We start from the raw sequence: 12,618 nt of genomic DNA, 5'->3' as shown, positions 1-12,618 counted from the left end.
CGACATTTGACCGCAGGGTCCGGTTTCATCAGTGGAAGAAGTGGCGTGTCCCGGTCAGATACATGGTCAGATCGGCGTCCTGGGCGGCCTTGATCACCTCAGGATCACGGATGGAGCCACCCGGTTGCACCACGGCCCTGATGCCGGCCTGGATCAGATATTCCAGACCATCCGCGAAGGGGAAGAAGGCATCGGATGCGGCCACTGAGCCCTTGGCCCGGTTACGGCCCTCATCCAGCGTGTTGGCCCGCTCGACTGCCAGGTGGCTGGAGTCAACCCTGTTGACCTGGCCCATACCGATACCCACGGTGGCTCCCTGGTTGGCCAGGAGCACCGCGTTGGACTTGACCGAGCGGATGGCCCGCCAGGCGAAGGTCAAATCATCCATGGTCGTCTGGTCGGCTGGGTTGCCGGAGACCAGACGCCAGGTGGAGGGATCGTCCCCCGGGGCGTCGATCAGGTCGGGCGTCTGTACCAAGGCTCCCCCGTCGATTTGACGGATGATCGGGCGCTGACGCGGGCGGCGTTGCACAGACAGGATGCGCAGGTTCTTCTTGGTTCGCAGCAGGTCCAGGGCCTCGGGCTCATAGCTTGGAGCCACAATCACCTCGGTGAAGACCGGCTTGATCTGCTGGGCCATGGTCAGGGTGACCGTGCGGTTGGCGGCGATGACCCCGCCATAGGCGCTCATGGGGTCGCAGGCGTGGGCGCGGCGGTGGGCCTGGGCGATGTCCTCCCCCACGGCCAGACCGCAGGGGTTGGAGTGCTTGACCACGGCCACTGCGGGCAGGTCGGGGAAGTCCCAGACCGAGCGCCAGGCGGAATCCGCATCCACGTAGTTGTTGTAGCTCATTTCCTTGGCTCCGCCCAGGTGCTCTGCGGCGGCGAAACCGTCCCGGTCCAGCGGGTCCAGGTAGAGGGCGGCCTTCTGGTGGGGGTTCTCTCCGTAGCGCAGTTGGCTGGCTAGACGCCAGGTGCGGGTCAACGCTTGGGCTGGTTTCTGATCCTCGGCCTTGTCCTGCTTGTCGTCAACCCATGTGCGTGCTGTCCACTCGGCGATGGCCGCGTCATAGGAGGCGGTCAAGGCGAAGGCTTTGGCAGCCAGACGTCCGCGTTCGGCCAGGCTGAAACCGGTGCCTGAGGCGATGCGGTCAGCGGCCAGGGCATAGTCATCAGGGTCGGTGATCACAGCCACGCTGGCATGGTTCTTGGCGGCGGCCCGGATCATGGCAGGGCCACCGATGTCGATGCGCTCCAGGCACTGGTCAGCATCGGCGCCCTCGAGGACGGTCTGTTCGAAGGGGTAGAGGTTGACCACCACCAGGTCGAAGGGGGCTATGCCCAAGTCCTTGAGTTGCTGGACATGGTCGGGATTGGTCATGTCGGCCAGCAGCCCGGCGTGGATATGCGGATCCAGGGTTTTGACCCGGCCGTCAAGACTCTCCGGAAAACCGGTGACCTTTTCCACCGGGGTGACCTGGACGCCCAGATCCTGCAGCTTCTTTGCGGTGCTGCCGGTGGAGACGACCTCGGTGCCTGCCTGGCGGAAGGCCGATGCCATGGCCTCAAGACCCTGCTTGTGGTAGACCGAGACCAGTGCTCGGTTGATGGTTCGATTCGTGGTGACCATGGAAACTCCTACTCCTATGCTTGAATGCCGAGGCGCCCCGCCACCTTCGGACCTACTTGCCTGGTCTGCGGGTGGACGAAACCTGTCGTGGTGTGTCTGCTCGGTCGGTTGCCTTGGACTCCTTTCTCCCCTGACCGCGTGATTGGTTGTGTTTTTCCTTGTTTTTCGCCTTGGCGGAATTTTTTATGGTGTCTGCCTGGCGCAGATAGTCAATCAGGATGTCCTTGATGATGATCAGGGCGGCGATGACGAGTGCCAGCAGCCATACTCCCAGCAGACCTACCCCCAGGGAGGTCCCGATCATGCGCAGGGAGGAGGCTATGGGCACGCCCACTCCGGCAAGTCGCTGGCGGCCCAGGGCCCCGTTGGAGAGTTGGAAAAGCAGGGCAAGACCGAGCAGGGTGACCAGCCAGGTCAGGGCCATGGCCAAGGTTGCCATCAGGAAGCAGACTGCGGTATCTCGGGATTTCAGTCCCGCTTGGTGCACAGCGGCGTGAATTCTGACACCCCATGGTCCGGTCAACAGCAGAATGCCCGCAACCACTCCGGCCAGCAAAGGCAGGTTGAGCAGGAGCAGACGAACCTCCTGCCGGGAGACCGGCTCTGGGAACAGCCCGAAGAGGGGCAGCGAGGGCAGACTTGAGGCGTGTCCGGACCAGAGGGTGAAGGTCGCCAGCCCGCCGATGTTGAAACCGCTGCCGAAGAGCCAGGAGGCAGTCCAGATGATCAGATTGGGTAGCCAGGCCAAGGAGGCCAGACTGGTCGTTACAGCCGAGGCGGTGCCCATACGCGTCAGTTTGAACAGGCGGCCCACGTCTCCGTGATAGAGGGCGACCCATACAATCAAGGCGATCAGGCCGGCGACCAGCATGGCGGCCAAAAGCATCAATCCGGCCGTGAGACCCAGCCGAATGGTCCTGCGGACCTGAATTGGTAAAGATTCTTTGATGCGTTTGGTGAAAGCCTGGCGGAACGGTTCAGAGCGGACCCAGGCCCAGCCGTAACCCAATAGGAAGACCAGGCTGGTCCGCAAAAGAATGACCGGGGTGGTATCCACCTGGACGGTCTGGCTGCCCTGCATGAGGATGAGGCTGCACAGCACCCAGACGACCAGGCCGGCAATGCAACCACCGACGGACATGCCCAGCCGTCTGACCAGGGAGCGAATCATCCAGATCAGCAGACCGGTCAGCAGCAGGGGGATGATGGTCAGGGTCAAGGCCCCGGCCGTGAACCCACAGCCCTGGGTGAGCAGGGTGATGGTTTCTGTCAGGGCCACAGTGGCCATGGACAGTGATGGCCCGCCCTCCTCAATGGAAATGATGAGCAGGAGCAGGGCCATGCAGGAGCCTAGGGCGACAGTGTAGATAAGTATGGCTAGGAAGGCCTCGAGGGCCCCCCGGAGCCACACTTTCACCCTGTCGGTCATATGATGGCATGCTCCCGTAGCAGGTCGCGGGTTAGCCGGGCCGTCTCGCCGGGTGTGGTGCCCACCTTGATGCCGACGGACTCAAGCACTTCCTTCTTGTCGGCGGCTGTGCCCTTGCCGCCCGAGATGATGGCCCCGGCGTGGCCCATCTGCTTGCCCTCTGGGGCGGTGAAGCCGGCGATATAGGCCACGATGGGCTTGGTCATGTGGGTGGAGGCCCAGTGGGCGGCCTCCTGTTCAGCCGAGCCGCCGATTTCGCCGATCATGACGCAGGCCTTGGTCTCTGGATCGCGGTTGAAGGCTTGCAGGGCCTCCAGCATGGTGGTGCCCACAATGGGGTCGCCGCCGATGCCCAGGCAGGCGGTGAAACCGATGGAGGACAACTCCCCCATGAGCTGATAGGTCAGTGTGCCGGACTTGGAGACCAGTCCCAGCGGGCCGCGACCGGCGATGCCCTGCGGGATGATGCCCAGGTCTACGCCAACGCCGTTGGGTCGGTCGGACATGGTCATCAGTCCTGGGCAGTTGGGACCGACGATGCGGCAACCGCGTTCCCTGGCCAGGGCCACGCAGTATGCGGTATCGGCCACGGGAATGCCCTCGGTAATGACCACAATCAGGGTGATGCCGGCCTCGATGGCCTCGACCATGGCATCCTTGGCGAACCTGGGCGGGACGAAGACCACGGAGGTGCGGGCTCTGGTCGCCTGACGGGCGGCTGCGCAGTCGGCGTATACGGGCACATGACGGGTCTGGCCGTCCGGACCGTCGAAGTCGACCGTCATTCCAGCCTTGCGGGCATTGACTCCGGCCAGGATATTGGTGCCTGCCGCCATCATGTGGGCCGTGTGGACCATGCCCTGGTGACCGGTCATGCCCTGGACCATGACGGGGGCGCCGTCTTCAATGAAGAGGGTCATCGTCCCGTCTCCTTTCCTGCCTGGGCGGCCAGGGCCACGGCCTGGTCTGCCGCCTCCTCCATGGTGCGGGCCACCTTGAGCCGAGGCTGTTGGGCCTTGGTCAGCAGGTCCAGCCCCTCGGCAGCCTCATTGCCGTCGAAGCGGACCACAATGGGCCGGTCGTCGTTCTGGTCCTGCTCACCCTCGGCATCCACGGCGGCCAGGATGCCCTGGGCCACCTGCTGGCAGGAGGTGATGCCTCCATAGACATTGACCATGACCGAACGGACCTTGGGGTCGGAGAGGACCACGTCCAGGCTGGTACGCATGACTTCAGGAGAGGCTCCGCCGCCGATGTCGAGGAAGTTCGCGGGTCCGATAGGAAGGCCCTGGCGGTGTCCTGACCCGGCCACCGCATCCAAGGAACTCATGACCAGTCCTGCGCCGTTGCCGATAACACCCACCTGACCGTCCAGATGGACGTAGTGCAAGCCCGCAGCCTTGGCCTTGGCTTCCAGGGGGTCGACCTGAGCTGGGTCCGTGAACCGCTTCCATCCGTCGTGCCGGAAGGCTGCGTTCCCGTCCAGGGAAATCTTGGCATCGAGGGCATCCAGGTGCTTGGTGGCCTCGTCGTCCGGGTCGCCCACCTTGGCCAGGGGGTTGATCTCGACCAGGGTTGCATCGCTGTCCTGGAAGGTGTGCCACATGCCCAGAAGTATCTGCGCGGCCTGCTCCAGATCGGCATGGTAGAAGCCGATGCGCTCGGCCATGGTGCGGGCGGCCTGCCTGTCGAAATCCTCCAGGGGGCCGATGTGCAGGCGCCGAACCGATTCGGGATGCTCGCGGGCGATGGTCTCCACCTCGGTGCCGCCGCTGGCCGTGGCCAGGACATCGTAGTCCCGGGAGGTGCGGTCCACCGAAATGGACAGGTAGTACTCGTGCAGGATGTTGCGAGCTTCGGTGACCAGGATCCCGCTGACCGGATGGCCATCGATGTTCATGGGCAGGATGGCCTCGGCCAGTGCCACGGCCTGCTCGTGATTCTCGGCTCGCTTGACGGCTCCCGCCTGTCCCCTGTGGCCGATGGTGGCCTGGCCCTTGATCATGCAGGGATAGCCGATGATGTCGGCTGCCTGGCCGGCCTCTTCAGCGGTTGAGGCATAGACGGCCCTTGGCTGGGAGATGCCATGTTCAGCGAGCAGCTGCCTGGCCTGGTATTCGTACAAATCCATGGTGATGGTCCCCCAATCGTGCTCAGGCGGGCATGTTCATCAGGCAGGTGACCGGGTAGGCGCCCAGGGCCTTGCGACCGTCCAGACCGTTGAGCTCCATGACGAAGCTGAAACCGGCCACCTGGCCTCCGGCCTGCTCCACCAGACGTGCAGCTGCCTGGGCGGAACCGCCGGTAGCGATCAGGTCGTCGACAATCAGGACTCGCTGGCCAGGGCGCAGGGAGCCCTGCTCGATTTCGATGCGGGCGTTGCCGTATTCGAGTGCGTATTCCTGGCTGTAGGTAGGATCGGGGAGCTTGCCAGCCTTGCGCATGGGCAGGAAGCCCTTACCCAGATCGCAGGCCAGCTGGGGGCCGATCAGAAAGCCGCGAGCCTCAAGCCCGGCGACCAGGTCGAAGTCCTCCGGCTTGACGGGCAGGGTGCGCTTCATGGCGTCGAGAATAATGGCTAATCCCCTGGGATCCGACATGGCCGGGATGAAGTCCCTGAAAAGGATCCCCTTCTTGGGAAAGTCCGGAATGGTACGGATCAATGAGATCAGATAAGCGGCGTCGTCATCGCCCACCTGCTTAAGTTCTCCAACCTTGATATCGTCCGATTGAGCCATGATCTTCTTTCTGTTTTGCTCCTTGGAAGTGGTTGCCGGGGCCATCATACGCGCGCCGCGTTTCCGTTCGGAGTCAGCCTGACGGAAGGTGTGGCGCGCGCATGACCTTCAGGACTTGGCGGAAGTCGAATCCGAAGCCTTGGAATCCTTGGACGCATCCGATTCGTCAGCGTCATCGGACTTTTCCTCATCCTCAGTCTCGGCCTTGTCTGATTCGTCTTCCGGCTCTGGTTCGGAATCCGACTTGGATTCGGCCTCATCCTTGTCCTCGGAAGCGGCAGAGTTCTCTGTGGCAGCATCGTCGGCGGCGGTGTCTTCAGCGTCGGTGACCTCGGCTGGGGCATCCGCATTCTCGGGCAGGGGGTTGCCGTTTTCGTCAACCTCGTCGTCGTGGATATAGGCGGGGACGATGGGGGGCTTGGTGATGGCCTGGATGCGCCAACGGGACTGCGAACCCTCGGAGTCGATGACCACCTGCTCCTTCTCCAGGTCCACGGAGACGACCTTGCCAAGAAGACCAGTGGTGGTGGCTACCTCGTCACCGGGCTGCAGGGATTGGCGGAAGTCCTGGACGGCGGCCTGCTGTTGCTTGCTCTTGCGGGAGCTTCCCCACATCATGGCGATCATCAGGGCGATGATGACGATCATGAAAAGCATGGATCCCATGGTTGTTTCCACTCCTTGTTTTGGCGGGCATCAAACGGCGATGTGCATTGCTGCAAAGACCTCAGTCTAGAACAGCTTCATGACATCCTCGGGCGGTTTGCGGCCCAGGTGCTCCCAGGCCTTGGTTGTGGCCACACGGCCCTTTGGGGTGCGCACCAGGAAGCCCTCGCGCACCAGGTAGGGCTCACAGACCGTCTCGACCGTCTCGGCCTCCTCGCCCACCATGGCGGCCAGATTGTTCAGGCCCACGGGACCGCCGTCGAAACTGTTGACGATGGCCTTGAGGACGGCCAAATCCAGGCGGTCCAGCCCCTCAGAGTCAATCTGGTAGAGGGCCAGGGCCTGCTTGACGTCATCGGGGCCGACCTGGGGAAGATCGTGGACTATGGCCCAGTCGCGCACCCGGCGCAGTAGGCGGTTGGCGATCCTGGGCGTGCCACGGGAGCGCAGGGCCAGCTGATGGGCGGCATCATCCTGCAGGACAATGCCCAAGACCTTGGCCGACCGTTCGACCAGCTTCTCCAGCTCCTCCTCCGGGTAGAAGTCCAGGTGGGCGGTGAATCCGAAACGGGCCCGCAGGGGTGAGGGCAGCATGCCTTCACGGGTGGTAGCGCCGATGACCGTGAACCTGGGCAGGGTCAGCGGAATGGAGGATGCTCCGGGGCCTTTGCCCACCATGACATCCACGCGGAAGTCCTCCATGGCGATGTAGAGCAGCTCCTCGGCGGCCCTGGGCAGGCGGTGGATCTCGTCGATGAAGAGCACCTCGCCGGCTTCCAGAGAGCTCAGGATGGAGGCCAGGTCGCCGGCATGCTGAACGGCTGGGCCCGAAGTGACGCGGATGGGCACCTCCAGCTCGTGGGCGACGATCATGGCCAGGGTGGTCTTGCCCAGGCCTGGAGGGCCTGCCAGCAGGATGTGGTCCGGGGCCACGTCCCGCTTTTTGGCAGCCTCCAGGAAGAGCCCCAGCTGGGCCTTGAGCCGGGGCTGGCCGATGAACCCGTCCAGGGTTTCCGGCCGCAGCTCCTCGTCGCTGACCGGCTCGCCTTCGATGGGCCGGGCCGAGACCATCCGCAGGGATTCCTCCTGGGCATCGCCATTCTGGGAGTCGATGTATCCCGTAGAGATCTGCTTATCAGCCATGGGTCAGCGCCCCCTGTCCAGCCGGGTCAGGGCCTGCTTGAGCACCTTGGGAATGTCGGCCGACTGCAGGGGCAGGGTGTAGCCGCCCTCGTTGCAGGTCTGCTCCACGGCCTGCTCGGCATCACGCTGTAGCCAGCCCAGGGAGATCAGTCCCTCAACCACCTGGTGGGCGCCGTCGTCGGTCTGGGCAGGTCCCTGCTTGCCTGTGCCGGCATCCAGATCCAGCTTGCCGGAGAGTTCGAGGATGATCTTCTGAGCGCCCTTCTTGCCCAGGCCCGGCGCACGAGACAGGGCCGCAGCATCGCCGTCAGCCACGGCCTGGGCCAGCTGGTCCGAGTTCAGGGTGGCGAGGATGGACAGGGCCACGCGAGGTCCGATGCCGCTGACCTTCTGTAGCTGGGCGAAGAGGGATTTGGAGGTGCGGCTGAGGAATCCGTAGAGGGTCAGCGCGTCCTGGGTCAGGGACAGGGCGGTGTAGACGGTGACCGTGGATTCGGCCCGCATGGAGGCCAGATCCGATTGGGGCATGCGCACCTCGAAACCCACACCCGAAACATCGATGACGGCAGAGCCTGTTTCGATGGCGGCCACCCGCCCGGTCAGCATTGCCAGCACTTGATCACCCCTCGATGGAATCGAACGTCTGTTCGAATCAGCTTACATGTCTCGCTGGACTCCCCGGTGCTTGCCATACTTGGCGGAAGCCTGCGCCCACTGGCGCTGGGCCTGGGTCAGATGCTCTTCGCGCTCCCCGCCCTGAATGGCTCCGGCGGGCCTTAGAGCGTGGCAGATGGCCTGGGCCAGAGCATCTGCGGCGTCTGCTGGTTTGGGCAGCTGGTTGAGACCAAGAATTCGTGTCACCATCCGCTGCACCTGGATTTTGTCGGCCTGGCCGTTGCCTGTCACGGCCATCTTGGCCTCGGTGGGTGTGTGCAGGGCCACGGGAATCCCTCGCTGTGCCGCACCCAGCATGGCCAGCCCGGCCGCCTGTGCGGTTCCCAGCACCGTGTTGTGATTGGACTGGGCAAAGACCCGCTCGATAGATACCACATCGGGGCTGAAACGGTCCAGGGCGGCCGTCAGCCCCTGGTAGATGGCCAGCAGCCGCAGATCCTGGCTCTGTTCGGGGTCTGAGCGCACGACATCCACATGAACAAAGGAAAGCCGGCGCGATGCACCGGCTTCAATGACGCCAACGCCGCATCGGGTGAGCCCCGGGTCGACGCCGAGAACAATCATAAGGTCACTCGTCGTCCAACTGGGCCATGACCTCGTCAGGCGCAGTCCAGTTGCTGTAGATCTCCTGCACGTCGTCCAGGTCGTCCAGGTTGTCGATCAGCTTGGAGACCTTGCGAGCTGAGTCCAGGTCCAGGGTGACCTCGCTTTTGGGGTTGAGGACCAGGTCGGCGGAGTCATAGTCCATGCCCGCCTCCTGCAGGGCCTTACGGACGTTGACCATGTCGCCGGGGGCAGTCAGCACGGTGTAGCTCTCGCCGTTGTCCTGCACGTCCTCGGCACCAGCCTCGGCGGCCTTCTCGAAGACAGTATCGTAGTCCAGGCCCTCCGAGGGGACGATGATCTGGCCCTTGCGCTCGAAGTTGAAGCTGACCGACCCGTTCTGGGCCAGGGAGCCGCCGCCCTTGGTAAGGGTGGAACGTACCTCGGCGGCCGCACGGTTGCGGTTGTCGGTCAGGCATTCGATGATGATGCCCACGCCGGCGGGAGCGTAGCCCTCGTAGACGATAGTCTCGTAGTTGGTCGCTCCGGCCTCCTCGCCCGAGCCCCGCTTGACGGCCCTGGTGATGTTGTCTGCGGGCACGGAGGACTTCTTGGCCTTGACGATGGCATCGTAGAGCGTGGGGTTGCCATCGGGGTCACCGCCGCCGGTGCGGGCAGCAATCTCGATGTTCTTGATCAGCTTGGCGAAGAGCTTGCCACGCTTGGCGTCGATGGCTGCTTTCTTGTGCTTGGTGGTCGCCCACTTCGAATGCCCTGACATATGTCTCCTGACGGTACGAATGCGTAAACGAATGGAATTCTAGTTCCGCTCTTCGACAATTTTATGAGTTTTCAGGCCCTTCCGTGGTGGGCTTCATCGTAAAGAGAACCAGCCTTCAGGCCCACCAGTCTGCCCAGCAGGCCACGGCGATGATCAGGCCGGGCTGCCAGGGCGCGGGCATAGACATCCAGAACCTGGTCGGTGACCCGTTCCCAGTCGTAGTCGCTGGCCCGGCGCATTCCGCACGAGGCCAGATTCATGCGGGCAGTTCGGTTGTCCAGCAGGTCAAGGACCGCCCGGGCGCAGTCCGGGGGGTCTCCGTTGGCGAACAGACGCGCGCTGTGGCCATTCTGGGAGACATCCTTGAATGCAGGCAGGTCCGAGGCCACCACCGGGCAGCCTGCAGCCATGGCCTCGACCAGCACGATGCCAAAGCTCTCTCCCCCGGTCTGCGGAGCCAGATAGAGGTCCAGGCTGTGGTAGAAGGAGGCCTTGTCCTCGTCGCTGATCCGACCCAGGAAGGTGAAGTGCTGGGCCAGTCCGGGATCGACGGCCTCGAGTATCTTTCGTGCCTCCCCCTGACCGTCTCCCGCACACAGGAAGCGGGCTCCCGGCACGCGCTGCAGAATGGCAGGTGCCGCCTGGGCCAGAATCCTGAACCCCTTGCGCTCCTCTTTCATCCGTCCCAGGAATCCGATGGTGGGTTCCCGCTCGCTCCCCTGCCATTCCGGGCGCGGCCGGGCATTGCGCAGGGCTTTGGTCTCGATGCCGTTGGGGATGATCTGGCTGGGTATGCCCGGCTCCAGCAGGTTCTGCGCATTCTGCATGGCTGATGGGCTGACGAAGATGGCCTGGCTGATGCTGGCCAGGTATCGCCGCAGGTACCGCCTGGTCAGCCTCAGGGCCAGGGGCGGCGAATCGAAGGCTGCATGGAAGGTGGCCACATAGGGGCAGGGAATAAATCCGGGCTGCAGGGGCTTGTGGCTCAGGGAGGGCACCTCGGGCTCGTGCAGGTGCACGATGTCGAAGTGACCCTGTCTGACCCACTGCCGGGTCTTGTGGCCGGCCACGCCGAAGTAGCTCAGGTTGGCCACGGATCCGTTGTAGGGAATGGAGAAGGAGGAGCCGGTGGTCTGCACCCAGAGGGGCATGTCCTGGGTGCGTCGGCCCGGAGCCAGAACCTGCACCTGATGGCCACGGTCCATAAGATGTCTGGCGAAGTCGCGAATATGCAGTTGGACGCCGCCCGGAGTCTCGAAGGAGTAGGGCGAGATGATCCCCACTCGCAGAGGTGCCTTGATGGCAGCCCGCTCTGGCTCCTGCTCAGGCCTTTGCTTGGGTGCCTTCATGCCTTTCACCCCCCTTGTTTCCTGGTGCCTGGGCCAGTATGAAGTCCGGTAGGTCGTGCATCCGGGAAAGATCCAGGTCCTCAAGGAAAATCGGCTGAAGCATGTGCCAGTCCTCGGGATGCTCCCGAATGCCCCGGGCCCACTGATCCACCCAGGCCTGCGTCAGAGAGTTGATCGCCTGCTCCCGGGGCATGTCCATGTAGGGCTCAATGGCGATTGGCCCGTCCACCTGGCATACATAGCCATAGGGGGACTTGGCCTGTCGGCGGCGCTCCCCTGTCAGCCTCTCCCTGTGCATGTTGACGGTGTACAGGGGCAGACGGGCGTCCAAGGCTATGACGGCAGGGCCTGCGGCCACGCGAATCCAGGAGTCGAAGGCCTTGACGAAGACGCCTCGGCGGCTCAGATCGCGGTCGGCCAGCAGGGGCACCACCTGGTCCGGCTTCCGCAGCAGGGTTGTCAGACGGTCGGTGATGTCCGGCTCGCCGGTCAGCAGGATGTTCATGCCCAGGCGGCGACGGATGTCTGCAAAGGTGTCCAGCATTCCCTGGTCCCGCAACCGCTCGGCCACCGTAGTGACCTGACCGACTGTCGAACAGGCCCAGAAGCCCGCATAGTCCCAGTTGCCCTGGTGGCCCATGCCGATGGGCAGGGACCGCAGGCCGATGTCGGTCTTGGCCGGATCCGGGTAGGCGCTGCCTCCACCGTGTATGCGTGCCAGCAGCTGCTCCTTGGTGCGGGCACCCACTGTCAGGGCCTCGACGAAGTAGACGAAGTAGGAGCGCATGCCCTGGCGCGAGGTGTGCCGCAGGCTGCGAGGGTCGGCCTCTGGCATGACATGGGCCAGATTGCGCTCCAGCTGTCTTACGCCGCCTATCCGAAACAGCCAGCAGAGGTCGGCTGCTGCCAGGAAGAGGCCGCGCACCAGCCGCTCGGGCACCAGACGCGCGTGCTGAGCCAGGAAGATGAGCAGTCGGTCCAGCATAGGCTCACTCGTGGTTGGGGTTGGCAGGCTGCGGGTTGCGGCTCATGTCCTTGGCGACGTGGCTGATCCGCTGCCAGACGGTGACGATGCCCAACAGGGCCAGCAGGATCAGGAAGCAGCTGAGCACGGCCAGGGGCAGCCCGGCTCCCGTCAGGGCCATGCCAACTAGGATGATGACCAGCCGATCCGACCTGGTGGCAATGCCATTCTTGGCCTCGAACCCCTCGGCCTCGGCCCGGGCCCGGGCGTAGGAGGTGACGAAGGAGGTCATGATGGCGAAGAGCGCTGCAGCCATGCCAACCTGCGCCCAGATGTCTGGACCCAGGTGGCTGCCATCTGCCACCCAGGCCAGCTCGTGGCGGCGCAGGTAGATGATGACCCCGGTCAGGACGGCCCAGTCGGCTATCCGGTCAAGGGTGGAGTCCAGGAAGCCTCCGAACTGGGTGCCCCCGCCGGTCAGCGCAGCCACGGAACCATCCAGGGAGTCGAAGGCCACCAGGATGGCCAGGACGATGGCCCCGGGCAGGAGCCAGCCGGTGAACCCGGTCACGATGGCGACCAGGGTGGTGCCTATGGCTCCGCTGATCGTGACACCATTGGCGCTCACGCCCAGACGAACCAGGCCGCGGGCGATGGGGGCGATGATGCGCTTCCAGGGGCGCCGTAGATGCTCGAACAT

At 64.1% G+C, this 12,618-nt stretch carries 13 protein-coding genes; all 13 read right to left on the bottom strand.

All coding sequences use genetic code 11. From position 1 onward, the window contains the following. Positions 1–28 precede the first annotated feature (28 nt). Positions 29–1,630: a bifunctional phosphoribosylaminoimidazolecarboxamide formyltransferase/IMP cyclohydrolase gene (gene purH, locus J3T92_RS04625; protein WP_267399973.1), complete on the bottom strand. Its 1,602-nt coding sequence runs from the start codon at positions 1,628–1,630 to the stop codon at positions 29–31. Between the two features lie 52 nt (positions 1,631–1,682). Beyond that, positions 1,683–3,059, bottom strand: coding sequence for a DUF6350 family protein (locus J3T92_RS04620; RefSeq protein WP_267399972.1), 1,377 nt, complete (start codon positions 3,057–3,059; stop codon positions 1,683–1,685). After that, entirely contained in the window at positions 3,056–3,979 is a 924-nt protein-coding gene (gene sucD, locus J3T92_RS04615; RefSeq protein ID WP_267399970.1) for a succinate--CoA ligase subunit alpha, read from the bottom strand. The genes J3T92_RS04620 and sucD overlap by 4 nt, the downstream gene beginning before the upstream one ends. Beyond that, entirely contained in the window at positions 3,976–5,190 is a 1,215-nt protein-coding gene (gene sucC / locus J3T92_RS04610; RefSeq protein WP_267399968.1) for an ADP-forming succinate--CoA ligase subunit beta, read from the bottom strand. The genes sucD and sucC overlap by 4 nt, the downstream gene beginning before the upstream one ends. 22 nt (positions 5,191–5,212) lie before the next feature. Beyond that, positions 5,213–5,797, bottom strand: a complete 585-nt coding sequence (locus J3T92_RS04605) for an adenine phosphoribosyltransferase (protein WP_024627742.1) — start codon at positions 5,795–5,797, stop codon at positions 5,213–5,215. Between the two features lie 108 nt (positions 5,798–5,905). Continuing rightward, entirely contained in the window at positions 5,906–6,463 is a 558-nt protein-coding gene (locus J3T92_RS04600; protein WP_267399965.1) for a preprotein translocase subunit YajC, read from the bottom strand. A 66-nt stretch (positions 6,464–6,529) separates the two neighbouring features. Further along, the gene (gene ruvB / locus J3T92_RS04595) at positions 6,530–7,606 is read right to left on the bottom strand and encodes a Holliday junction branch migration DNA helicase RuvB (RefSeq protein WP_211120622.1); all 1,077 of its coding nucleotides are present in this window, start codon (positions 7,604–7,606) and stop codon (positions 6,530–6,532) included. 3 nt (positions 7,607–7,609) lie between these two features. Continuing rightward, a complete protein-coding gene (gene ruvA, locus J3T92_RS04590; protein ID WP_121914658.1) occupies positions 7,610–8,221 on the bottom strand; it encodes a Holliday junction branch migration protein RuvA in 612 nt (203 codons plus the stop codon). 42 nt (positions 8,222–8,263) lie between these two features. After that, complete coding sequence (gene ruvC / locus J3T92_RS04585; RefSeq protein WP_267399964.1) at positions 8,264–8,845, bottom strand: crossover junction endodeoxyribonuclease RuvC; 582 nt, start codon at positions 8,843–8,845, stop codon at positions 8,264–8,266. Positions 8,846–8,849: 4 nt separating this feature from the next. Next, positions 8,850–9,605, bottom strand: coding sequence for a YebC/PmpR family DNA-binding transcriptional regulator (locus tag J3T92_RS04580; protein ID WP_267399963.1), 756 nt, complete (start codon positions 9,603–9,605; stop codon positions 8,850–8,852). A gap of 71 nt (positions 9,606–9,676) precedes the next feature. Next, positions 9,677–10,954, bottom strand: coding sequence for a glycosyltransferase family 4 protein (locus tag J3T92_RS04575; protein WP_267399962.1), 1,278 nt, complete (start codon positions 10,952–10,954; stop codon positions 9,677–9,679). After that, positions 10,929–11,939 carry a phosphatidylinositol mannoside acyltransferase gene (locus tag J3T92_RS04570; protein ID WP_267399961.1) on the bottom strand — a complete coding sequence of 337 codons (1,011 nt, stop codon included), beginning with the start codon at positions 11,937–11,939 and terminating at the stop codon, positions 10,929–10,931. The genes J3T92_RS04575 and J3T92_RS04570 overlap by 26 nt, the downstream gene beginning before the upstream one ends. A 4-nt stretch (positions 11,940–11,943) precedes the next feature. After that, complete coding sequence (gene pgsA / locus J3T92_RS04565) at positions 11,944–12,618, bottom strand: phosphatidylinositol phosphate synthase (protein WP_267399960.1); 675 nt, start codon at positions 12,616–12,618, stop codon at positions 11,944–11,946.

This window comes from Bifidobacterium sp. B4081 (assembly GCF_026537335.1).
Classification (GTDB): Bacteria; Actinomycetota; Actinomycetes; order Actinomycetales; family Bifidobacteriaceae; genus Bombiscardovia.
This window is presented reverse-complemented; position numbering and strand designations above follow the sequence as displayed.